Raw genomic sequence first — 23,169 nt, forward strand, 5'->3', positions numbered from 1 at the left:
GGGCCCGGGGAACCTGCCGCTGGAGCGCCTCACCTACTGCCAGCGGCGGGTGGGCACCGCTCTCAGAGCGCCGGGTACGCGTTCTGCATGAGCTGCGCGAACTGCGCCGGGAACCAGGCGCCCGAGATCGGGGCGTCCGGCAGGGCGCCGCTCATGCTGTTGCCGTTGCGGGCGTTGCCGGTGTAGGTCGGGTCGCACATCCGGTCGAAGCCCTTGCCCTCGTTGTTCGGGATCTCCTTGCTGGAGCCGTCCGACTCGCCCGGGGGCTTCACCCAGACGTACGCGTCGATGCCCGGCTCCGGCGCGGCCTTCGGGCGCTCGCCCAGACCGGCCCCGGCCTGGTTGCACCAGTTACCGGCGTGGATCCGCCGGTCCACCCGGCCGCCGTTGACGTACGTGTCCACGCTGGTCGTCGCGCCCGGGCCGGTGGGCCGGGCGGAGCCGCCCCAGCCGTTGCGGGACGTGTCGATCAGCATGCCGATCTTCGAGTCGAAGCCCTTGGCGACGAGCTCGTTGCGGAACGCCTGGGCGAACGAGAGCTCGTCCACGTAGAAGTTCCAGTCGATCCACTTCGACTGCCGCACGCTGGTCCCGTTCACGTTGTCCGTGATCTTGATGTAGGGCTCGCGCAGCGCCGAGTAGTTGGCGGTGTTGACGATGAAGCCGTGGACGTTGTTCACCGTGCTGCCGGAGGCCACGGAGGCTTCCTTCAGGATCTGCGCGGTCGGGCTGAAGTTGCTGTCCCAACCGATCCAGCCGTGGTGGGCGGCGTCGATGTAGTTGTAGACGTTGCCGATCGCGCCCAGCTTCGCCAGGGCGTACCCGACACCGTTGACGTAGGCGCCGTTGGCCTTCACCGTGTCGCACATCGCGGTGCCGCCGGGGTTGCCGGAGGTGTTGGTCACCAGGTTCGGCAGCGAGTCGATCTCGATGATGTTGACGATCCGCAGGCTGGCGTACTTCGGGTCGGCCTGGATCGCGGCGATCGGGTCGATGTACTCGGCCTTGTACCTGGGCAGTTCGTCCGCGCGCAGCTCACCGTTCGAGGCCAGCGCGGCACAGTCCCGGCCGGGCAGGTTGTAGATGACGAACTGGATGTAGTCCGCGCCCTGCTCGAGGGCCTTGTTCAGGTGGTCGCGGACGCCCATCGCACCGTTGGAGCTGCTGTCCGGGGTGCCGTTGATGGCGGCGATCCGGTCGATCCACACGGCGGTCGGGTTGTTCGACACCCGGTTGCCGCCCGCGACCGACTCGGCCTTGGCCTTCCACTCCGGGTTCACGTACCCCTGGGCGTTCAGGTAGGGGTTGTCCACCTTCTGCCCGGGCGGCGGGGTGGTCGGCGGCGGGGTGGTGGGCGGCGGCGTCGTGGGGGGCGGCGTCGTCGGCGGGGCCGTGGTGGGCGGGGCCGTGGTGGGCGGGGTGCCCCCGTTGCAGGTCACGCCGTTGAGCGTGAACGAGGTGGGCTTGGGGTTGCTGCCGCTCCAGGCCCCGTTGAAGCCGAGGCTCACCGTGGCGCCGCTGGCCACCGCGCCGTTGTAGGACTCGTTCTGCGCGGTGACGTTCTGGCCGCTCTGCGACCAGCGGGCCGACCAGCCCTGCTGCACCCGCTGGTTGCCGTCGGGGAAGGTGAAACCGAGCGTCCAGCCGTTGAGGGCGTCGCCGATGTTCTTGATGTTGACGGTGGCGGTGAACCCGCCCTGCCAGTCGCTGGTCGTGTACGACACGTCGCACTGGGTGGCGGCGTGCGCCACGGTGACCGGCAGGGTCACCAGTCCGCCCGCGACCAGAGCGCCCGCGCCACCGAGCGCGAGGGCCCGGCGGGGGCCGGACAGCCTTCTCCACACATTCATGCCACTGATCTCCTTGGGCGAGACCGGATCCGCGAACGGCCCGGCGTTACGGCCCGATGGGCGTCCTGCGCGGACGTCCGCCGGCACCACGGGTTCTTCGGGGGGTGTGCCCGACCCGGTCGGGCGTTTTGGTGGTGGTCCGACCGGCGACGACTGGGCCGGTCGGGAGGCGGGACGTCGTCCGGCGGACCGGTGCCCTCGACTCCTGCCTTTCGCGGTGTGGCTCCCCGAACCGCGTGCAGCGATTCTTGCATGGGAGCGCTTCCATGGCAATGCCTCGATGTGGCGCGGGGGTCCGGAGGGGACCTTCGGCGCCAGCGGGGCTGATGGGACCGGACGGGAGGACCGGCGCGGCACGGGCCGCGCGACCGGCACTGACCGCGCCAGGAGGGCGGGAACCACCCGACCGGGCCCGGCATGACGCCAAAGCGGCGTAGCGCTCCTAGCGCGCTTACCCTGCTGAAATACCAAAACACGAATCTTTCCCTTCATAGGTCGTGAAACGGTCTAACGTCGTCCGTAGCTCGGTTGTCGCCGGGCTCAGGACAACAGGGATGGAGTGACGCAGGTCATGGCAAACAAGATGCTCGGGAAGGTCGTTGCTGGCGCGGCCCTCGGTGGCGCCTCCTTGCTCGTGTTCACGCCGGGGATCGCGTTCGCGGACGGCCACCAGGACGAGGGCAAGGTCTACGCCAAGCCGCACGTCGTCAAGGCGGGCGACACGGTCAAGCTCATCGAGGTCTGCCCGGACCGGCAGGAGCACGCCTTCGTGTGGTCGAAGGTGACCGGCAAGGTCAAGCTCAAGCCGGCCCAGGGCCGCACCGACTGGCGTGGCGGGGAGGAGGACTCCCGCGACCACGACAAGGGCAGGGACCACGAGGACAAGGGCCGCGACCACGGCAAGGACGACAACGGCAAGGACGACAACGGCAAGGGCGAGAGCCCCAAGCCGCAGCCGACGGCCAGCGACACCAGCAGGCCGCAGCCGCCGGCCAACGGTGGCCAGCCGCCCGCCGGCGGCCAGGGTGGCGGCGCCGCCGACGCCGCCGGCGCCGAGGGCGACCGCGACTGGAAGGGCTACGAGCACGGCCAGGACGCCGAGGGCGACCGCGGCGACAAGGGCCACGACAAGGGCGACCGTGAGGGCCGCGAGGGCCGCGAGGGCCGCGAGGGCCGCGACGACAAGTACGGCTCGGGCAGCAACGGCTCGGACGAGTACGACCGCGAGGACCGCAAGGACCACGCCGGGTACGGCTCGGACAGCAACGGCTCGGACGAGTACGACCGGAAGGGCCACGACAACGGCTGGTCGGACGAGGAGTCCGAGGGCAACGGCAAGGACAAGGACCACTGGGAGCACAAGCGGCACTTCGTCTACTACGGCGAGGCCGAGGTCTCCGAGGACGCCAAGCCGGGCCGTTACGAGCTCAAGGGCTCGTGCGGCGAGGGCGAGCTGGTCGTGCTGCCGCGCGGTGGGGTCGACGGTGGTGACGGTGGCGTCGGCGCCGGCACCGACCGGGGCCTGGCCGCCGGTGGGGCGAGCCTGATCGGCGCGGCCGCCCTGGGCGGCCTCGTGCTGATGCGCCGGCGTCGGACCGATGAGTCCTTCGTCTGACATGACGGCGACACCGGCCGGCGGCCGTCACGGGACACCGTGGCGCGCCGCCGGCGCGGCCGTCGTCGTCGTGGTCGCCATGGTCGGCGCCGGCCTGATCGGCGCCTCGGTCGAGACCGGACCCGCTCCCCGCCCCCCGCAGCCCCTGGCCGCGTCGGCCAGCACCGGGCCGGCGGTCGCCGACGCGCCGGACCCGGACGTCGCCGCCGGCACGGGCCTCGCCCGCTCCGCCCCCACCACGATCGCCATCCCCCGGATCGGGGTCGACGCCGCGATCATGCCGCTCGGCACCAACCCGGACGGCACCGTCCAGGTGCCCCCGCTGGAGCGGGCGCAGCTGGCCGGCTGGTACGAGCCGGGGCCGAGCCCGGGTGAGATCGGCAACGCGGTCATCGTCGGGCACGTCGACTCGGCGGCGATCGGCCCGGCGGTCTTCTTCTCCCTCGGCGCGCTGCAACCGGGCGACACCATCACCGTCACCCGGCAGGACGGGCAGCAGGCCACCTTCACCGTCGAGTCGGTCAAGGCGTACCCGAAGACGGAGTTCCCGACCGAGCAGGTCTACGGTCCCAGCGACCGGCCCGGCCTGCGCGTGGTCACCTGCGGCGGGACCTTCGACCAGGCCGCCGGCAGCTACCCCGACAACGTGGTCGTCTTCGCCTCGATGCCGGCCTGAGCCGGCAACCGCGCGGCGGCCTCCACCGCAGGACACGACGCGGTCCGGCCGGTCGGAACACCGACCGGCCGGACCGCGTGCCGTACGCGTCAGGCGGCGGCGGAGGTCCGCACCAGGGTGCGGATCTGGCGCAGCAGCACCGACAGGGCGGCGAGGTCCGCCCGGGACTCGTCGAACTCCCCCATCGCCCGCTCGGCCCGGTGGATCGAGGTGGCGTTCGACTGCTCCCACTGGAGCACCCGCTCCTGCGGCGACAGGCTGCCGGAGGTGGAGCCGAGAACCTCCGCGGTCAGCGCGGCCAGCGCGGCGTACAGGTCGTAGCGCAGCGCCATCCGGGCCAGCGTCTGCCAGCGGTCCTCACGCGGCAGCAGGGAGATCTTCGACAGCAGCGAGTCGACCCGGAACCGGTCGGAGAGCACGAAGTAGACCGAGGCCACCTCGCCCACGTCCCGCCCGCTGCTCGCCGCGGTCTCCACCACGTCGAGCAGGCCGAAGCTGTACATCAGCCGGGTCGCCTGCTCGGCCAGGTCGCGCGGCAGCCCCCGCTCGGTGAGCGAGTCGATGTGCGCCGCGAGGGACTCCCGCTCGCTGCCGTAGAAGCGCTCCTCCAGGTCGGGCAGGAGCCGGGCCACCCCGTCGCGCAGCCGGGCGATCTCCGCCGGCACGTCGATCGGCGAACGGCGGTTGGTCACCAGCCACCGCACCGCCCGGTCGAGCAGGCGCCGGGTGTCCAGGTAGACGCTGGTCTGCAACTCGGGGTCGATCCGGTTGTCCAGGGTCTCCACCGCGTCCCACAGCGCGCGCAGCCCGAACACCTCGCGGACCACCACGTACGCCCGGATCACGTCCGCCGCCGAGGCGGCCGTCTCCTCGACCACCCGGAAGACGAACGAGATGCCACCCCGGTTGATCGCCTCGTTGACCAGCACCGTCGTCACGATGTCCCGGCGCAGCCGGTGCTGGCCCATCCGGTCGGCGAACCGCTCGCGCATCGGCGTCGGGAAGTAGTTGACCAGGACGTCGGTCGTCCACTCCTCGTCCGCGAGCCCCTCCGCCAGGATCTCCGTCTCAAGGACGATCTTGACGTACGCGAGCAGCACCGCGAACTCCGGCGCGGTCAGCCCGGACTCGGTGCGCACCGCCATCTCGTCGTCCGGCGGCAGCGCCTCCAGGGACCGGTCCAGCGCCCCCGAGCGCTCCAGGTCGGTGATCATCCGCCGGTGCACCGGCAGCAGCGAGGCGGCCTGCGCCTGCGCGTTGTTGATCGCCCGGGCCTGGTCGTAGTTGTCCCGCAGCACCAGCTCGGCGACCTCGTCGGTCATCCCCGCGAGCAGCTCGTCCCGCTCGGGCAGGGTCAACGCGCCGTCGGCGACCGCCGTGTTCAGCAGGATCTTGATGTTCACCTCGTGGTCGGAGCAGTCCACCCCGGCCGCGTTGTCGATGAAGTCCGTGTAGATCCGCCCGCCGGTCTGGGCGTACTCGATCCGGCCGAGCTGGGTCCAGCCCAGGTTGCCGCCCTCGCCGACCACCCGGCAGCGCACGTTCCTGCCGTCCACCCGGATCGCGTCGTTGGACTTGTCGCCCACCTCCGCGTTGGTCTGGCTGGAGGCCTTCACGTACGTGCCGATGCCGCCGTTCCAGAACAGGTCGACGGGCGCGGTCAGGATGGCCTTCATCAGCTCCTGCGGCGAGAGCTGCGTCACGTCGTCGTCCAGACCCAGCACCTCGCGGACCTGCGGCGAGATCGGCACCGACTTGGCGGTACGCGGGTACACGCCGCCACCGTCGGAGATCAGCGCCCGGTCGTAGTCCTCCCACGACGAACGGGGCAGGTCGAACAGCCGCCTCCGCTCGGCGTACGAGGTGGCGGCGTCCGGGTCCGGGTCGAGGAAGATGTGCCGGTGGTCGAACGCGGCCACCAGCCGGATGTGCTCCGACAGCAGCATCCCGTTGCCGAACACGTCACCGGACATGTCGCCGACACCGACCACGGTGAAGTCCTGGGTCTGGGTGTCGTGGCCCATCTCGCGGAAGTGCCGCTTCACCGACTCCCAGGCGCCCCGGGCGGTGATGCCCATCTTCTTGTGGTCGTACCCGGCGGAGCCGCCGGAGGCGAACGCGTCGCCGAGCCAGAACTGGTGCGCCGTGGAGATCTCGTTGGCGATGTCCGAGAACGTCGCCGTGCCCTTGTCCGCCGCGACCACCATGTACGGGTCGTCGCCGTCGTGCCGGACCACGTCCTCCGGCGGCACGATCTCGCCGCTGACGATGTTGTCCGTGACGTCCAGCAGCGCCGAGATGAACTCCTTGTAGCAGACGACCGCCTCGTCGCGGTCCCCCGGCTTCTGCTTGAGCACGAAGCCGCCCTTGGCGCCGACCGGCACGATGACGGCGTTCTTCACCATCTGCGCCTTGACCAGGCCGAGCACCTCGGTGCGGAAGTCCTCGCGGCGGTCGGACCAGCGCAGCCCGCCCCGGGCCACCGGCCCGAACCGCAGGTGCACGCCCTCGAAGCGCGGCGAGTACACGAAGATCTCGAACTTCGGCCGCGGCGCCGGCAGGTCGGGGATCGCCTGCGGGTCCAGCTTGAGCGCCACGTACGACTTCGGCCGCCCGTCGGAGCGCTTCTGGTAGAAGCTGGTGCGCAGGGTGGCCTGGATCATCGTCAGGTAGGCGCGCAGGATCCGGTCCTGGTCGAGACTGGCGACGTCGTCCAGCGCGGCCCGGATGTCGCCCACCAGCTCGGCGCTGCGCTGCTGCCGCTGCTCGTGGCCGTCCGCGCCGGGCGCGAACCGCACCTCGAACAGCTCCACCAGCAGGGCGGCGATCCTCGGGTACGCGATGAAGGTCTGCTCCATGTACTCCTGGGAGAAGACCGTGCCGGCCTGGCGCAGGTACTTCGCGTACGCGCGCAGCACCACCACCTGCCGCCAGGTGAGACCGGCGCGCAGCACCAGCTCGTTGAAGCCGTCCACCTCGGCCTCGCCCCGCCACGCCGCCGCGAAGGCGTTCTCCACGTGCGGGCGCACCTCGGCCAGCTCCTGGTGGCCCTCGGGCAGCCGCAGCCCGAAGTCGTAGAGGTAGACCCGACCGTCGATCCGGTCCACCTCGTGCGGGTGCTCGTCGACCACCTTGACGCCGAGCGAGTGCAGCACCGGCAGCACGGCGGAGAGCATCATCGGCTCGCCGTAGCGGTAGACCTTGAAACGGACGTCCATCGCCTCGTCGACGTCCGGCCCCCGCCCGCCGGCCCGCGGCGCGAGCTGCTTGCGGAACAGGTGCATCTCCAGCTGGCCGGGCTCCTCCAGCAGCTCCAGCTTCGCCAGGTCCTTCATCGCCTCGTACGGCGTGTGGCCGTCCTTGTAGCCCTCGGGGAAGGCGTCGGCGTACCGGGTGAACAGGTGCTTGGCCTGCTCGTCGCCGAGCTTGCGCTCCAGCACCAGCCGGTAGTCGTCGTCCCAGAGCCGGGTGGCGTCGGCCAACTCCTCGGCGAGCAGGTCGGCGTCGATGTCGCCCGGAGTGTTGGTCGGGTCGGTCCGGACGATGAAGTGCACCCGGGCGAGCATCGACTCGGTGACCCGGGTCGTGTAGTCGACCCCGACGCCGTTCAGCTCGCGCAGCAGGATGTCCTGCATCCGCAGGCGGTTCTGGGTGGTGAACCGGTCCCGGGGCAGGTAGATCAGGCAGGAGATGAACCGCCCGTACGCGTCCCGGCGCAGGAACACCCGCAGCTGCCGGCGACCGGCCATCCGCAGCACCCCGATGACCGCGTGGTAGAGGTCCTCGGTCTTGATCTGGAACAGCTCGTCGCGCGGGTAGGTCTCCAGGATCTGGAGCAGGTCCTTGCCGGAGTGGCTGCGCTGGCTCAGGCCGGAGCGGTCCAGCACCTCGGCCACCTTGCGGCGGACCACCGGCAGCTCCTGCACGCTGGTCCGGTACGCGGCGGTGGAGAACAGCCCCAGGAAGCGCCGCTCGCCGATCACCTCGCCGGCCTCGTTGAAGATCTTGAAGCCGATGTAGTCGAGGTAGGCGGAGCGGTGGACGGTGGCCCGCGAGTTCGCCTTGGTGATGATCAGCAGCCGCTTCTCGGTGACCTTGTCGTGCGCCTCGGGCGTCATCGACGACAGCGGCCGGGCCTCCGGGGAGTCCTGGCGCAGGATGCCCAGCCCGGTGCCGAGCACCGCCTCCAGGGCCTGCCCGCTGCCCCGTTCCCCGTCCCCGGCAGCCGGCTCGCCGGTGTCGACCAGCCGGTACTCCCGGTAGCCCAGGAACGTGAAGTGGTCGTGGGCGAGCCAGCGGAGCAGCTCCACCGAGTCGGTGATGTCCTTCTCCGGCACCGGCGGCCGGTTGTCCGACGTCCGCGCGGCGGCCAGCTCGTCGGCGAGGGCGAGGGCGCGCTGGCGCATCTTCGGCCAGTCCTCCACCGCCTCCCGCACGTCGGTGAGCACCCGCTGGAGCTCCCGGCGCAGCCTGTCCCGCTCGGCGGCGTCGCGCACCGGGTCGATCTCGATGTGCATCCAGCTCTCGACCAGGTCGCCGGCGATGGCGTCGTCGGGCTCGACGTCGGCGGAGACCTCGACCAGCCGGCCCAGCGGCTCGCGCCGGACCACCACCAGCGGGTGGACCAGCAGGTGCACGTCCAGGTGGTGCGAGTTGAGCAGGGCGGTCACCGAGTCGACCAGGAACGGCATGTCGTCGGTGACGATCTCGATGACGGAGTGGTGCTGATCGGCGTCGGGCTCGTGGATGCGCAGCTTCAACTCGCCCGGTACCCGCTGCTGGGCGAGGTCGCGGTGCGCGCGGGCCGCCTCCAGCATCTCCTCGGCGGTGAAGCCGATCAGCTCCTCGTCCGGCGCGAACCGCCAGAAGCGGCTGACCAGGGTCGCCGCGTCGTGGTCGTCGCCGGCGAGCGCGACCGCCTGGGCGACCAGGCGCTCCACGTTGGGAACCGGCTCGTCGAGTTCGTTGTCCTCCACGTCGTCGGCCAGCGCGTCGGCGGGCAGACCCAGATCGTAGAGGGTGTCGATACTCGAACCGGTCATCCCGGTCACTCCTGTGTCGAGTCGGCCGTAGCCGTCCCCGTCGGTCGCCGAATCGAAGCTGTCGTCCCGGCCGGTGTCATCCTGCCGGAGGTCGGGTCCCGGTTTGATCGCCGGACGCCGGTCCATCGGTGCCACTCCCCTCGACCCACCGCATTGTGGGTCACTCTGCCGCCCAGCCTAGGCCCTGCCGTTCCGCCCCTTGCTCGGCGGACCACAGTGCGGACGTCCGGTTCCGGACTTCGTCCTTTCACCCGTTGCGGGTACGAGGTTGGCCGGTTCAGGAGTACCCCGCCACCAGTCGTTCATCACCCGGGCGATGGCCTCTCTTTCCGCACGTCCCGGTGCGGGGGGACGGTGCGGACGGCGCCGCCGTACTAGCGTGCAGGGCAGTTCCGAGATCGGAGAGCTGCCTCCATGAGCCTGACCTACCCCCGCCGCCCCCGCCGCAACCGGCTCCGCCCGCCGCTGGCGCTGCTCGCCGCGACCACGCTCGCGGCCGGCGCCCTCACCGCGTGCTCGGGCGGTGACGGGCCGGAGCGCAGCGTCGACGCGTTCCTGTCCGGCTGGCGCTCGGGCGACCTCCAGGCCGTCGGCTTCGTCGACCCGACCGGCGCCAAGGTGCCGGCGGCCGACGTCGCCCGCGAGCTCAAGGAGCTCTCCGGCGAGCTGGCGGCCACGCCGCCGTCGCTGACCCGCCGGGGCGAGGCGAAGGTGACCAAGGACGTCGCGACCGCGGTGGTCAAGGTCGACTGGGCCCTCCCGGGCCAGACCCGCTGGGCGTACGAGCGTCCGGTGCGGCTCAGCCGGGGCGGCGACGAGTGGCGGGTGATCTGGGAGCCGCAGGTGGTGCAGGAGCAGCTCACCCGGGGCGACCGGCTGGGGCTGCGCCGCGACGCCGCCACCCGGGCCGCGGTGCTCGACGCCGCCGCCCGGCCGATCGTGGCGCCCCGGCCCGTGGTGCGGGTCGGGCTCCAACCGGGCGAGGTCACCGACCTCCCGGCCCTGACCCGGAGGCTGGATTCGGCCTTCCGGGCGATCCGGCCGGCGATCACCCCGCCGGTGGACCTCTCCGGGCTGCCCAAGCGGCTCGCCGACGCGGATCCGGGCGCGTTCGTCGAGGTGGTGACGCTGCGGGAGGAGGCGTACCGGCAGATCAAACCACGCATCTACGACCTGCCGGGCACCAAGTTCCGCAGTGACAAGCTCGACCTGGCGCCCACCCGGGAGTTCGCCCGGGCGGTGCTCGGCTCCGTCGACCCGGCCCAGGCCGACGACCTCGCCCAGCACCCCGACCGTTACGAGGCCGGCGACCTGGTCGGCCACGGGGGCCTCCAGGGCCGCCACGACGAGCGGCTACGCGGCGCGCCGGGGCTGACCGTGATCACCGAGCGCCCCGGGCCGGACGGCACGCTGGTGCCCACCGGCATTGAGGTGTTCCGCAGCGAGCCGAAGCCGGGGCAGCCGGTGAAGACCACGCTCGACGTGGCCACCCAGAACGCGGCCGACACCGCCCTGCGCGGCGAGAAGCGCCGGGCGGCGCTGGTGGCGGTGCGGATCAGCGACGGCGCGGTGCTCGCCGCGGCCAACGGTCCCGGCGGGGCCGGGGAGAACCTGGCCTTCACCGCCCAGGTCCCGCCGGGCTCCACCTTCAAGATGGTCAGCGCGCTCGGCCTGCTCGACCGGGGTGCGGTCACGCCGGACGCGACGGTGGCCTGCCCGAAGACGTTCACCGTCGACGGCAGGCCGTTCAAGAACTCCGACAACTTCGCGCTGGGTCCGGTGCCCTTCCGCACGGACTTCGCCAGGTCCTGCAACACCGCGTTCGCCGCGCTGGCGCCGAAGCTCGGCCCCGACGGGCTGGCCGTGACCGGCCGTTCCCTCGGGCTGGAGGGGCAGTGGGACGTCGGCCTCGACGCCTTCACCGGCAAGGTCTCGGCGAACGGCGGGGCGACCGAGCAGGCCGCCGCCGCCATCGGCCAGGGCACCACCCTGGTCAGCCCGCTCGCCATGGCGTCCGCCACCGCGGCGGTCGCCCGGGGTCGCTTCGAGCAGCCGAAGCTGGTGCTCGACCCCGCCCCGGCCCAGCCCGCCGCCCCCGGCCCGCAGCTCAAGCCGGAGTCGGTCGAGGGGGTCCGGGCGATGATGCGGGAGGTGGTCACGGCCGGCTCCGGCAGCGCGCTGCGGGACGTGCCGGGCGCGCCAGTGCACGGCAAGACTGGCACCGCCGAGTACGACGACAACCCGGCGCACACACACGCCTGGTTCGTCGGCTGGCAGGGCGACGTCGCGTTCGCGGTCTTCGTCGAGAAGGGCGGAGCCAGCACCGCCACCGCCGTCCCGGCCGCCGAACGCTTCCTCCGCGCCCTCTCCCGCTGACCAGCCCTCACCGGACCTAGACGAACGACCTCCGTCAGCAGCCCGCGCCGCCCTCCGCACCCCTCCACACCGCCGGCGTCGGCACCCGACACGTCCGCACCCTGACGGGACCGGCAGCCGGCGGCGTCGGTACCCGGCACCGTCCGCAGCCACCGGCGTCGGCACCCGACACCGTCCGCACCCCGGCACCGTCCGCAGCCGTTGCGGCGGCATCCGGCGGGTGCGCGGTCCCGCCCAACCAGCCCGACGCTGTCGAGCTGCCCCTACAGACGGGGCAGGCGCCCACGCGGTCCGGCGCACGTCCGGCCATCCACCGGTGGAACGTCACGGGTGTCAAACCCCGTCGGTGACAGCCATGACGTTCCACCGGTGGCCCCGGATACCACCGGCCGCCCGGATCGGACCCGACAGGCGCACCGGCCCTACCTCGATCGCCCCTGCCCCGACCACCCCGGACACATGCCACCAGCCCCGCCCGCCACGACGGATCGGCAGGTGGGCGCACAGACGGGGCAGCTCGACAGGGAGTCAGGCGATGCCGGCGGCGGACGACGAGGTGCCGTCCTCCGGCGCGGGCAGCGGGTCGCCCGCGTCCAGGCCCGCGAGCGGCGCCCGGCGCAGCAGGCCCGGGCCGGCGGAGGCGGGCGGGCCGACGGGTTCCGGCACGGTAGGCCCGTCGGAGGCGACTGCGACCGGGGCCACCGGCCCGAGCGGCCGGAGCGGGGCTGGCGGAGCATCCTCCGCACGCTCCTCGCCGCCGCCCGGGTGCCGGTCGTCGCCGTCGCTTCCTGGAACGGGGGCGGGAACGGGAGCCGGGGCGGAGGCCGACGAATGCATGACCGGGACCTCGGGGCGGCCGTTGCTCCCCCGCGCCGAGGGCACGGCCCAGACCGGGGGCACGGCCGACTCGGCAGACGCCGAGAAGCCGCCGGGGGCGGCAGACGCCGGCGGCGCGGCCGAAGCGGCAGACGCCGAGGGCACGCCGGGGGTGGCAGACGGCACGGTCGGGGCGGCAGACGGCGACGGCACGGTCGGGGCGGCGGACGCGGAGGGCCTGGTGGGGGCGGCCGACCGGGACGGCCCGGACGAGGCGGCCGACGCCGACGGGCCCGGCAGCAGTCGGGGCGGCGACGCCGTCGGCGCGGAGACCGGACGCAGCCCGGCCACCACGGTGTTGACGATCTCGGCCGCGTACGCGCCGTCCGGGTCGTAGTCGGGGTCGAAGACGGTCAGCTCGACGCCGAGGCAGTGCGGGGTGTCGACGAGGCCGGCGAGCAGGATCTCCAGCTCGGCGAAGGCGATGCCGCCCGGGTCGGGGGCGTCGACGGCCGGCATCACGGCCGGGTCCAGCACGTCCACGTCGATGTGCACCCAGTAGCCGGCGCAGTCGGCGAGCTGCTCGTGCGCCCACTGGGCCGTACGCGCGGCGCCCTCGGCACGCAGCGCCGGCACCGGCCGGGTGGTGATCCCGGCGGCTTGGAGGTCCAGGCGGTACTCGTCCTGCGCCCGGATGCCGAGCACCACCACGTCGATGTCCCGGAAGTACGGCCGGCGCCCCTCGATCGCGGCCAGGTCGGCCTGCCCCCGCCCGGTGACCAGCGCGAGGTCCTCGCCGGCCGCCGCGCCCACGTAGGAGGCGTTGCCGGGGTGCCGGAAGTCGGAGTGGCCGTCGACGAAGACCAGCCCGATGCGCCCGCCGACCGCCTCGCCGAGCCGGTGCATGGCCAGTGCCGAGCCGAGCAGGATGGAGCAGTCGCCGCCGAGCACCAGCGGGAACTCGCTGCGGTCGATGATGGCGCCGATCCGCTCCGCGAGCGCCACCGAGTAGTCGGCGATCTCCCGGGCGTGGCAGACCCCGTCACCCGGTCGCCAGTCGCCGGGGTCGTAGCGGGGCGCGGTGAGGCAGCCGGCGTCGCGGGCCCGCAGCCGGGCGAGCAGCCCCTGGTCGCGCAGCGCGCCCGGGGCCTTGCCGCAGCCGGGGACCGAGGTGGACGTGGGTGGGCGCAGGCCGAGGTTGCTGGGCGCGTCGAGGACGGCGATCCGGCGCATCATGGGCTCCCGTCCTCGAGGTGTCGGGCGGGCCGGCCGGAACGCCGGCCCGCGCTGGCGTGCTATGTGCTCACAAACAGGGCGTGGTGCTCAGAACAGGGCGCTGGCGAGGGCTCGGCGCGCCGAGGCGACCGCGGGGTCCTCCGGGCCGGCGACCGTGAAGAGGCTGACCAGGTGCTGGCGTACCTTCTCCCGCTCGTCACCGGCGGTGCGGCGGACCAGGCCCACCAGGCGGGCGTACGCCGCCTCGGCCTGACCGCTGAGCACCTCGATGTCGGCGGCCAGGAGCTGGGCCTCGACGTCGTCGGGGTTCGCCTGGGCGGCGGCGATCGCCGCGCCAGGGTCGGCCCCGGCCACCCGGCGGGCGAGCCCGACCTGGGCGAGGCCCGCCTCCGCCGCGGCGTCCGCGGGCGACTCGGCGAGGATCTTGCGGTACGCCCGCTCGGCCGCGTCGAGGTCGCCGCTCATCAGGGCGTCGTCGGCCTCGTCGAGGCGCGGGTCCTCCGGCTCGGCGACGCTCACGCCACCGGCCTTGAGTACCGCCTGGATCCACTGCCGAAGCTGCGCCTCGGGCACCACTCCGGAGAAGGCGTCGATCGGCTGGCCGCCGACCACCGCGTAGACCATCGGGATGCCCTGTACGCGGAACATCTGGGCGATCCGCGGGTTGGCGTCCACGTCGACCTTGGCGAGCACCCAGGCGCCGCCGCCCTCGGCGGCCAACCGCTCCAGCACGGGGCTCAGCTGCTTGCACGGCTCGCACCACTCGGCCCAGAAGTCCACGATCACCGGTGTGGTGAGCGAGCGCTCGAGAACCTCGGACTGGAATGTCGCCTCGCTCACGTCGATGACGGCGACGCCGCCACCGGCGCTGCCGGGAAACTCGGCGGAGGGGGCGGACTGTGCCGGGGTGGCGGGGCGGGCGGGGGCCGGTGCGGGGGTGCGCAGCGCGCTGAGGTCGACCGCGCCGCGGGTGAAGATCGACGAGGTGATCCGTGGGTCGCTCATGGTTACCTAGTCTCGCACGCGACCCGCCGAACTCAGATCAACCGCGACGGCGACAGTTGCGACTGTCACGGCTGCTCCCGCCCTTCCCCGCCCCGTGCCCGCGCCCCTGCCCGACCACCCCGCCCGGCACGCCTCGATCCCGCACCCACGGTCCTCGGTACGGGGCCTGTCGCGGCGTCCGCCGGGACACGGGGTGCGGGATCGCGGATGCGGGATCGGGTCGGGGAACGGGTCAGAAGCGGGCGGGTTCGCGGTAGACGCCCCACTCGGCGCGCAGGGCGTCGCAGATCTCGCCGAGGGTGGCCTCCGCGCGTACGGCGTCCAGCATGGCCGGGATCATGTTGCCGTCGGTCCGGCCGACGGCGACCATCCGCTCGATCGCGGCCTTGACGGCGGTCTCGTCGCGGCCGGCCTTCCGCTCGGCCAGCACCCGGCGCTGCTCCAGCTCCACCTCGTGCGAGATGCGCAGGATCTCCAGGTCCTTGGCGACCGTGCCGGTGTGGCAGTTGACGCCGACGATCCGCTTGTCGCCCTTCTCCAGCGCCTGCTGGTAGACGAAGGCGGACTCGGCGATGTGGCCGGTGAACCAGCCGTCCTCGATGCCGCGCAGGATGCCGGAGGTCATCGGGCCGATCTGGTGCGGGCCCTCCCCACCGAGCTGCCGGATCCGGGCGAAGATCTCCTCCGCCTCGGCCTCGATCTTGTCGGTGAGCGCCTCGACGTACCAGGACCCGCCCAGCGGGTCCGCCACGTTTGTCACCCCGGTCTCCTCCATCAGCACCTGCTGGGTACGCAGGGCGATCTCGGCGGACTCGTCGGTGGGCAGCGCCAGGGTCTCGTCCAGGGCGTTGGTGTGCAGCGAGTTGGTGCCGCCGAGCACCGCCGCGAGTGCCTCCACGGCGGTACGCACCACGTTGTTGACCGGCTGCTGGGCGGTCAGCGACACCCCGGCGGTCTGCGTGTGGAACCGCAGCCAGAGCGCCTTCTCGCTGGTCGCGCCGTAGACGTCGCGCAGCCAGCGGGCCCAGATCCGGCGGGCGGCCCGGAACTTGGCGATCTCCTCGAAGAAGTCGACGTGCGAGTCGAAGAAGAAGCTCAGGCCGGGCGCGAAGACGTTGACGTCCAGACCCCGGGAGAGCCCCAGCTCGACGTAGCCGAACCCGTCGGCGAGGGTGTACGCCAGCTCCTGCGCGGCGGTCGAGCCGGCCTCGCGGATGTGGTAGCCGGAGACCGAGAGCGGCTTGTAGCGCGGGATCTCCCGGGCGCAGTACTCCATCAGGTCGCCGATCAGGCGCAGGTGCGGCTCCGGGTCGAAGAGCCACTCCTTCTGCGCGATGTACTCCTTGAAGATGTCCGTCTGCAGCGTGCCGTCCAGCTTGGACAGGTCGGCGCCCTGCCGCTCGGCGGCCACCAGGTACATGCAGAACACCGGCACGGCCGGCCCGGAGATGGTCATCGACGTGGTGACCCCGGCCAGGTCGATGCCGTCGAAGAGGGCCTCCATGTCGGCGGCGGTGTCGATGGCGACGCCGCAGTGCCCCACCTCGCCGAGCGCCTGCGGGTCGTCGGAGTCCCGGCCCATCAGCGTGGGCATGTCGAAGGCGACGGAGAGGCCCCCGCCGCCGGCGCCCAGGATCATCTTGTAGCGCTCGTTGGTCTGCTGCGCGTTGCCGAAGCCGGCGAACTGCCGGATCGTCCAGGTCCGCCCGCGGTAGCCGGTCGGGTAGAGGCCCCGGGTGTACGGGTACTCGCCCGGCCAGCCGATGCGCTCGAAGCCCGGGTAGGCGACACCCTCCGGCGGCCCGTAGACCGGGTCGACGGGCATCCCGGAGAGCGTGGTGAAGTCGGCGTCCCGCTTGCGCGCGGCGTCGTAGCGGGCCTGCCAGCGCGCCCGTCCGGCGGCGATCTCGTCGGCGTTCATCGGCGGGGCTCCTCCTCGAGTCCTCGACTGCACTGCGAGTGTAGAGCCCAGACCTGAACGATCGCTAAGTAAGTTCGTACCGGCAGGTAACCTGCGCCGCCGGGCGCGTCACGCGACGGGCGCGGCGGAACCGCCCAGGGCCACGTCGTCGACCCTGATGTTGACCTCGTCGACCCGCAGCCCGTACGCCTCGACCGCCCCGGCGACCTGCGCCCGGACCTCGGCGGTCACCTCTGGCACCGCGTGGCCGGCCTCGATCACGATGACCAGGTTGACCACCGCCGCGCCGTTCGTGACGTGGGCCGAGCAGCCGCGCCGGGCGTCGCCGACCTGGTCGAGCCCGACCTTGTCGAGCACCGCGTTGAAGAACCGGGCCACGTCCCCGCCCAGCTCGACCACTCCGGGCACGGACCGCGCGGCGGCCACCGCGATCTTCTCCACCACCTCGTCGGAGACGAGCGTCGTCCCGCCCGGCACCGCGTCCGGCGTCACCGACAGCTCCTGCGTCGCCTCGTCGCCCATCGTCTCCCCACTCCGCCGCGCACCGCCCCACGCCGACCGTGGAGCGGTGCGAGCGTACTAGCTCGGAGGGTCCCTCAGGAGCCGAGCTGGGCGAGCAGCTCGTCGGCCGCCGCGTACGGGTCGAGGGCGCCCTCGGCCACCTTCGCGGCGAGCGCCGGCAGCTCCGTACCGTCGCGCAGGGAGCCGATCCGGGCGCGGAGCACGCCCAGCGCGATCGCCTCGACCTCGGCGGCGGCCCGCGTCTCCTGGCGGCGGCGCAGCTCGCCGTGCTCGACCAGCCAGCCACGGTGCTTGTCGATGGCGGCGGCGATGTCGTCGATCCCCTCGCCCCGGGAGGCGATCGCGCGCACCACCTGCGGCCGCCACTGGCCCGGGCCGCGCTCGCCCAGGGCGATCATGCCCTGGATGTCGCGGTACGTGGCGTCGGCGCCGTCCCGGTCGGCCTTGTTGACCACGAAGACGTCGGCGATCTCCAGGATGCCGGCCTTGACCGCCTGGATCGCGTCACCCATGCCCGGGGCGAGCAGCACCAGCGTGGTGTCGGCAAGCGAGGCGACCTCCACCTCGGCCTGCCCGACGCCCACGGTCTCCACCAGCACCACGTCGCAGCCGGCGCCCTCCAGCACCCGCACCGCCTGCGGCGTGGCCGCCGACAGCCCGCCCAGGTGGCCCCGGCTCGACATCGACCGGATGTAGACCCCCGGGTCGGTGGCGTGGTCCTGCATCCGGACCCGGTCGCCGAGGATCGCCCCGCCGGTGAACGGGCTGGACGGGTCGATGGCCAGCACGCCCACCCGGTGACCGCGGGCGCGCAGCGCCCGGACCAGCTCGTTGGTGGTGGTCGACTTGCCCACCCCGGGCGAGCCGGTCAGCCCGACCACCTGGGCCTGGCCGGCGTACGGCGCGAGGGCCGCCGCGATCCGCGGCAGCGTCTCGTCGCCGGACTCGACCAGGGTGATCAGCCGGGCCACCGCGCGGGGATCACCCGCGCGGGCCCGCTCGACCAGCATCGGCACGTCCCGGCTGCGGCGCACCGGGGGTGCGCCCGCCGCCGGGACGTCGTCGACGATCTCGCTCACTGTGCTGCCTCTACGGGATCGGCCGGCCGGCGGTCAGTGACCGCTCTCGCCGGGGGCCGGGACGTGGATGATCAGAGCGTCGCCCTGGCCGCCGCCGCCGCAGAGCGCCGCCGCGCCCGTGCCGCCGCCCCGGCGCTTGAGCTCCAGCGCGAGGGTGAGCACCAGCCGGGCGCCGGACATGCCGATGGGGTGGCCCAGCGCGATCGCCCCGCCGTTGACGTTGACCTTGTCCGGGCTGACCCCGAGGTCACGGGTGGACTGGATGCCGACCTGGGCGAACGCCTCGTTGATCTCGATGAGGTCCAGGTCCTCGATGCCGAGCCCGCCCTTCTTGAGCGCGTGCTGGATCGCGTTGGACGGCTGCGAGTGCAGGGAGTTGTCCGGGCCCGCGACGTTGCCGTGCGCGCCGATCTCGGCCAGCCAGGTCAGCCCCAGCTCCTTGGCCTTGGCCTTGCTCATGACGACCACCGCGGCGGCGCCGTCGGAGATCGGCGAGGAGGTGCCGGCGGTGATCGTGCCGTCCTTGGCGAACGCCGGGCGCAGCTTCGCCAGCGACTCGACGGTGGTGTCCGGGCGGATCCCCTCGTCCTCGCTGATCACCAGCGGGTCGCCCTTGCGCTGCGGGATGACCACCGGGGTGATCTCGTCGGCGAAGTGGCCGTTCTTCTGCGCGGCGGCGGCCCGCTGGTGGCTGGCCGCGGCGAACGCGTCCTGCTCCTCGCGGGTGATGCCGTGCCGTGCGTTGTGCCGCTCGGTGGACTCGCCCATCGCGCAGCTGTCCCAGGCGTCGGTGAGCCCGTCGAGCGCCATGTGGTCCTTGACCACCACGTCGCCGTACTTGTAGCCGCCGCGCTGGCCGAGCAGCAGGTGCGGGGCGTTGGTCATCGACTCCATGCCGCCGGCGACGACGATGTCGAACTCGCCGGCGCGGATCAGCTGGTCGGCCAGGGCGATCGCGTCCAGGCCGGAGAGGCAGACCTTGTTGACGGTCAGCGCCGGCACGGACATCGGGATGCCGGCCTCCACCGCCGCCTGGCGGGCCGGGATCTGCCCGGCACCGGCCTGGAGCACCTGCCCCATGATCACGTACTGGACCTGGTCGGGGGCGACGCCGGCGCGCTCCAGCGCCGCCTTGATCGCCACGCCGCCGAGTCTGGTCGCCGGGAGGTCCTTGAGGTTGCCCAGCAGGCGCCCCATCGGGGTCCGCGCGCCGCTGACGATCACCGAAGCCATGCCTGCCTCCGAGGGGGTGCCGACCTGTACGCCTTAACGATTGTTCGGTCAGACTAACGCCATGGCTGAGAACTCCCCCGTCGAGACCGCTGCCGACTATGTCACAGACATCGGCCTGCGCCGCATCGACCACGTCGGGGTCGCCGTCGCCGACCTGGACGCCGCGATCGACTTCTACCAGCGCACCTTCGGAATGCGCTGCGTGCACACCGAGGTGAACGCCGAACAGGGCGTACGCGAGGCGATGCTGGCCGTCGGCCCGGACGCCGAGGGCGGCTGCGTGCAGCTGCTCGCCCCGCTGACCCCGGAGTCGACCATCGCCAAGTTCCTCGACAAGAAGGGCCCGGGCGTGCAGCAGGTGGCGTACACCGTCGAGGACATCGACGCCGCCTGCGCGAAGCTGCGCGAGCGGGGCGTGAAGCTGCTCTACGACACCCCCAAGCGCGGCACCGCGAACTCGCGGGTCAACTTCGTCCACCCGAAGGACGCCGGCGGGGTGCTGGTCGAACTCGTCGAGCCCGCCGCCGGGCACTGACCCCCACCTCCGGCCCCCGCCGACCGGGCGGGGGCCGGATCCCACTCCCCCCGCCGAGCGCGCCGGTGCGTGGTTCCACCGCCGCCCGGACAGCACCACGCATCGGCCAATGCAGTTTTTCACAGAGACTTCCGGCCCTACCTACTGTTCAGTAACGTCCCGCCCCACAGGAGCGCGGCCGGTACCGGATGTGTCGGACACCGACATGGCGGCGGGCCGCACCGACGCCGACGATGACAGCACCCGGGCCCGCGTGGGCTGGGTGCGGACGAACGGGAGGTCGACGTGCAGGACATCCTCGAAGCGATCATGGCGGCGGAGGGATCCGACCAACCGGAACGGGAGCTCGCCGGAATCGCCGGCCTGCCGGTGCCCGAGTCGTACCGCGGCGTCGTGGTGCGCGCCGACGAGACCCGGATGTTCGACGGCCTGGCCACCCGGGACAAGGACCCGCGCAAGGCGCTGCACGTGCAGGAGGTGCCGACGCCGGAGCTGGGGCCGGGCGAGGCGCTGGTCGCGGTGATGGCGAGCGCGATCAACTACAACACGGTCTGGACCAGCATCTTCGAGCCGCTGCCGACCTTCAGGTTCCTCCAGCGCTACGGCCGGATCTCCGAGCTGACCCGCCGGCACGACCTGCCGTACCACGTGGTGGGCTCGGACGCGGCCGGCGTGGTGCTGCGCACCGGGTCCGGCGTGACCAGGTGGAAGGCCGGCGACGAGGTCGTCGCGCACTGCCTCTCCGTCGAGCTGGAGGACGCGGCCGGGCACGACGACACCATGCTGGATCCGCAGCAGCGGATCTGGGGCTTCGAGACCAACTTCGGCGGCCTCGCCGAGCTGTGCGTGGTCAAGGCCAACCAGCTGATGCCCAAGCCACGCCACCTGAGCTGGGAGGAGGCGGCCAGCCCGGGGCTGGTCAACTCGACGGCGTACCGGCAGCTGGTGTCGCACCACGGGGCGAACATGAAGCAGGGCGACGTGGTGCTGATCTGGGGCGCCTCCGGCGGCCTGGGCGGCTACGCCACCCAGATGGCGCTCAACGGCGGCGCGATCCCGGTCTGCGTGGTCTCCTCGCCGGAGAAGGCGGAGCTGTGCCGGAAGATGGGCGCCGAGCTGGTGATCGACCGCACCGCCGAGGGCTTCCGCTTCTGGAAGGACGAGCAGACCCAGGACCAGGACGAGTGGCGCCGCTTCGGCGAGCGCATCCGCGAGCTGACCGGCGGCGAGGACCCGGACATCGTCTTCGAGCACCCCGGCCGGGAGACCTTCGGCGCCAGTGTCTACGTGGCCAAGAAGGGCGGCACCATCGTCACCTGCGCCTCCACCAGCGGCTTCGTGCACCAGTACGACAACCGCTACCTCTGGATGCACCTGAAGCGGATCGTCGGCAGCCACTTCGCCAACTACCGCGAGGCGTGGGAGGCCAACCGGCTGGTGGCGCTGGGCAAGGTCCACCCCACCGTGTCGAGGACCTACGCGCTGGAGCAGACCGGCCAGGCCGCGTACGAGGTGCACCGCAACGCGCACCAGGGCAAGGTCGGCGTCCGCTGCCTCGCCCCGTCGGACGGGCTCGGCGTACGCGACCGCGAGCTGCGCTCCCGGCACGAGGACGCGATCAACCGGTTCCGCGGTCACTGACCCGACGGATGAGGCGCCGTCGACCATTGCGGTGAACGGCGATTGCCTTTCCGCCGGGGCGTCGGACGCTCATTCGAGTGACCCGCGCCATGACACGACAAAGGGCCGCGGGGTGCTCCCGCGGCCCTTTTCCGATGTCACGCTCCGTGCCGTCCGACCCGCCCGGGACCTGCCAAGATCGGCGATCTGTCCGGCCATCTGCGGACCCGCAGTTGACCATGTAAAGAGGACACGAAAGCTCGGCACCGCTCTTGCGAAGCACCCTGGGGGGTCTGCGAGTATGTCCCAATGCCCCAGCAGTCCTCCCCTCTTGCGTTCTTCGATAACGCGAACTCGCAGCCCGATTTCACCGTTGGCCTGCGCGGCTACAACACCCACCAGGTCGATGACTTCATCGGCCGGATGACGGCCGCGCTGACCCAGTCCGAGCAGGCCCGCGCCGAGGCCGAGCAGCGGATGAACGACGCCCAGCGCCGCCTGCGCCAGGCCGAGCAGCGCATGAGCGCGCTGGAGCAGAAGCTCGCCGACACCAACAAGCAGCTCGAGGAGAACAGCCGGCCCACCCTCTCGGGCCTCGGCACCCGCGTCGAGCAGATCCTCCGGCTGGCCGAGGAGCAGGCCAACGACCACCGCAACGAGGCCAAGCGGGAGTCGGAGGGCATCCTCTCCGCCGCCCGCCTCGAGGCGCGCGAGATCACCGACAAGGCGCGCGCCGAGGCGGCGGCCATGAAGGCCAACGCCGAGCGGGAGGCGGGCAGCGTCCGCACCGCCGCCGAGCGCGAGGCCGCCGAGGTCCGCGTCCAGGCCCGGCGCGAGGCCGACACGCTGCGCGCCGACGCCGACCGGGAGACCAAGCAGCTGCGCACGGTCACCGCCCACGAGGTCGCCGAGCTGAAGTCCACCGTCGAGCGCGAGGTCGCCACCCTGCGGGCCACCGCCGAGCGGGAGATCACCCAGCAGCGGGCGAAGGCCGCCCGCGAGGCCGAGGAGAAGCGCGCCGAGGCGACCAAGCTGCTCACCGACGCGCGCGACAAGCGCGACAAGGACCTCCAGGCCCTGGAGCTCCAGCTCGCCGAGCGCCGGGAGAAGGCCGAGCGCGAGGAGTCCGAGCGGCACGCCGCGCAGGTGGCCCAGACCCAGAAGCTGGTCGGCGAGGCCGAGCAGCGGGCGCACGCCGCGCAGGAGCGGGCCAAGGAGATCGAGCAGCGCGCCGAGGCCCGCCGGGTCGAGTCGGAGCGCACCGCCAACGAGACCGTCGACAAGGCCAAGGCGCTGGCCGACAAGACGCTCACCGAGGCGAAGGCCGAGGCCAACCGCCTGCTCACCGAGGCGCGCACCGAGGCCGAGCTGACCACCCAGGCGGCCCGCCGCGAGGTCGAGGACCTCACCCGGCAGAAGGACGCCGTCACCTCGCAGCTCGGCCAGATGCTCTCCGGCCTCGCCGGCATCGTGCCGGGCGTGCCCGCCCAGCCGCCGGCCGCACAGGCCAAGCCGGAGGCGAAGAAGGCCGACAACGCCGACGAGCGGGTGTCCGCGGAGACCGCCAACTGACCCAACCGACCCACCCGACCGGGGCATGATCCGCGGCGCGGGGTGACACCGGGTGACCGGTGCGCCCCGCG

13 protein-coding genes and 1 pseudogene are annotated in these 23,169 nt (G+C 72.6%); 6 read left to right on the forward strand and 8 right to left on the reverse strand.

Going from position 1 to position 23,169, the window contains the following annotated elements; genetic code table 11:
* Nucleotides 1-62: 62 nt before the first annotated feature.
* Nucleotides 63-1,850 carry a glycoside hydrolase family 6 protein gene (locus AB0883_RS27785; protein ID WP_366644260.1) on the reverse strand — a complete coding sequence of 596 codons (1,788 nt, stop codon included), beginning with the start codon at nucleotides 1,848-1,850 and terminating at the stop codon, nucleotides 63-65.
* A gap of 571 nt (nucleotides 1,851-2,421) precedes the next feature.
* Between AB0883_RS27785 and AB0883_RS27790 the strand changes: the two genes are divergently transcribed.
* Both AB0883_RS27790 and AB0883_RS27795 read left to right on the forward strand, forming a co-directional pair.
* Complete coding sequence (locus AB0883_RS27790) at nucleotides 2,422-3,465, forward strand: hypothetical protein (protein WP_366644261.1); 1,044 nt, start codon at nucleotides 2,422-2,424, stop codon at nucleotides 3,463-3,465.
* A gap of 1 nt (nucleotide 3,466) precedes the next feature.
* Complete coding sequence (locus tag AB0883_RS27795; RefSeq protein ID WP_366644262.1) at nucleotides 3,467-4,141, forward strand: class F sortase; 675 nt, start codon at nucleotides 3,467-3,469, stop codon at nucleotides 4,139-4,141.
* Nucleotides 4,142-4,230: 89 nt separating this feature from the next.
* Here AB0883_RS27795 and AB0883_RS27800 read toward each other — a convergent pair whose 3' ends face one another.
* Nucleotides 4,231-9,309: an NAD-glutamate dehydrogenase gene (locus tag AB0883_RS27800; protein ID WP_366644263.1), complete on the reverse strand. Its 5,079-nt coding sequence runs from the start codon at nucleotides 9,307-9,309 to the stop codon at nucleotides 4,231-4,233.
* Between the two features lie 288 nt (nucleotides 9,310-9,597).
* On the opposite strand from AB0883_RS27800, the gene AB0883_RS27805 reads away from it, so the two are divergent.
* Nucleotides 9,598-11,559: a penicillin-binding transpeptidase domain-containing protein gene (locus AB0883_RS27805; RefSeq protein WP_366644264.1), complete on the forward strand. Its 1,962-nt coding sequence runs from the start codon at nucleotides 9,598-9,600 to the stop codon at nucleotides 11,557-11,559.
* A 1,116-nt stretch (nucleotides 11,560-12,675) separates the two neighbouring features.
* On the opposite strand, the pseudogene AB0883_RS27810 reads toward AB0883_RS27805, so the two are convergent.
* The 6 genes and pseudogenes from AB0883_RS27810 to AB0883_RS27835 form a co-directional block, all read right to left on the reverse strand.
* Nucleotides 12,676-13,611: pseudogene (locus AB0883_RS27810) on the reverse strand (arginase family protein); the annotation flags it as partial.
* Between the two features lie 87 nt (nucleotides 13,612-13,698).
* A complete protein-coding gene (locus tag AB0883_RS27815; protein ID WP_366644265.1) occupies nucleotides 13,699-14,616 on the reverse strand; it encodes a tetratricopeptide repeat protein in 918 nt (305 codons plus the stop codon).
* A gap of 232 nt (nucleotides 14,617-14,848) precedes the next feature.
* On the reverse strand, nucleotides 14,849-16,537 hold the full coding sequence (locus AB0883_RS27820) for a methylmalonyl-CoA mutase family protein (protein WP_366644266.1): 1,689 nt from the start codon (nucleotides 16,535-16,537) through the stop codon (nucleotides 14,849-14,851).
* 108 nt (nucleotides 16,538-16,645) lie between these two features.
* A complete protein-coding gene (locus AB0883_RS27825) occupies nucleotides 16,646-17,059 on the reverse strand; it encodes an Asp23/Gls24 family envelope stress response protein (protein WP_366644267.1) in 414 nt (137 codons plus the stop codon).
* A gap of 74 nt (nucleotides 17,060-17,133) precedes the next feature.
* Nucleotides 17,134-18,138 (reverse strand): methylmalonyl Co-A mutase-associated GTPase MeaB, encoded by a 1,005-nt coding sequence (meaB, locus tag AB0883_RS27830; protein ID WP_366644268.1) that lies wholly within the window; start codon nucleotides 18,136-18,138, stop codon nucleotides 17,134-17,136.
* 33 nt (nucleotides 18,139-18,171) lie between these two features.
* The gene (locus AB0883_RS27835; protein WP_366644269.1) at nucleotides 18,172-19,371 is read right to left on the reverse strand and encodes an acetyl-CoA C-acetyltransferase; all 1,200 of its coding nucleotides are present in this window, start codon (nucleotides 19,369-19,371) and stop codon (nucleotides 18,172-18,174) included.
* Nucleotides 19,372-19,432: 61 nt separating this feature from the next.
* Between AB0883_RS27835 and mce the strand changes: the two genes are divergently transcribed.
* From mce to AB0883_RS27850, 3 genes are all read left to right on the forward strand, one after another.
* Nucleotides 19,433-19,906, forward strand: a complete 474-nt coding sequence (mce, locus tag AB0883_RS27840) for a methylmalonyl-CoA epimerase (protein WP_121399562.1) — start codon at nucleotides 19,433-19,435, stop codon at nucleotides 19,904-19,906.
* Nucleotides 19,907-20,191: 285 nt separating this feature from the next.
* On the forward strand, nucleotides 20,192-21,547 hold the full coding sequence (ccrA, locus tag AB0883_RS27845; RefSeq protein ID WP_366644270.1) for a crotonyl-CoA carboxylase/reductase: 1,356 nt from the start codon (nucleotides 20,192-20,194) through the stop codon (nucleotides 21,545-21,547).
* 288 nt (nucleotides 21,548-21,835) lie between these two features.
* Nucleotides 21,836-23,098, forward strand: a complete 1,263-nt coding sequence (locus AB0883_RS27850; protein ID WP_366644271.1) for a cell division protein DivIVA — start codon at nucleotides 21,836-21,838, stop codon at nucleotides 23,096-23,098.
* Nucleotides 23,099-23,169 lie beyond the last annotated feature (71 nt).

The organism is Micromonospora sp. NPDC047812 (genome assembly GCF_040704175.1).
Lineage (GTDB): Bacteria > Actinomycetota > Actinomycetes > Mycobacteriales > Micromonosporaceae > Micromonospora.

Excerpts from the sequence above, each read along its gene's own strand:
- AB0883_RS27835 (WP_366644269.1), bottom strand. The coding sequence starts at position 19,371 with ATGGCTTCGGTGATCGTCAGCGGCGCGCGGACCCCGATGGGGCGCCTG.
- AB0883_RS27820 (WP_366644266.1), bottom strand. The coding sequence starts at position 16,537 with ATGAACGCCGACGAGATCGCCGCCGGACGGGCGCGCTGGCAGGCCCGC.
- AB0883_RS27785 (WP_366644260.1), bottom strand. The coding sequence starts at position 1,850 with ATGAATGTGTGGAGAAGGCTGTCCGGCCCCCGCCGGGCCCTCGCGCTC.
- AB0883_RS27815 (WP_366644265.1), bottom strand. The coding sequence starts at position 14,616 with ATGAGCGACCCACGGATCACCTCGTCGATCTTCACCCGCGGCGCGGTC.
- AB0883_RS27805 (WP_366644264.1), top strand. The coding sequence starts at position 9,598 with ATGAGCCTGACCTACCCCCGCCGCCCCCGCCGCAACCGGCTCCGCCCG.
- AB0883_RS27800 (WP_366644263.1), bottom strand. The coding sequence starts at position 9,309 with ATGGACCGGCGTCCGGCGATCAAACCGGGACCCGACCTCCGGCAGGAT.
- AB0883_RS27795 (WP_366644262.1), top strand. The coding sequence starts at position 3,467 with ATGACGGCGACACCGGCCGGCGGCCGTCACGGGACACCGTGGCGCGCC.
- AB0883_RS27825 (WP_366644267.1), bottom strand. The coding sequence starts at position 17,059 with ATGGGCGACGAGGCGACGCAGGAGCTGTCGGTGACGCCGGACGCGGTG.
- AB0883_RS27850 (WP_366644271.1), top strand. The coding sequence starts at position 21,836 with ATGCCCCAGCAGTCCTCCCCTCTTGCGTTCTTCGATAACGCGAACTCG.
- AB0883_RS27790 (WP_366644261.1), top strand. The coding sequence starts at position 2,422 with ATGGCAAACAAGATGCTCGGGAAGGTCGTTGCTGGCGCGGCCCTCGGT.
- mce (WP_121399562.1), top strand. The coding sequence starts at position 19,433 with ATGGCTGAGAACTCCCCCGTCGAGACCGCTGCCGACTATGTCACAGAC.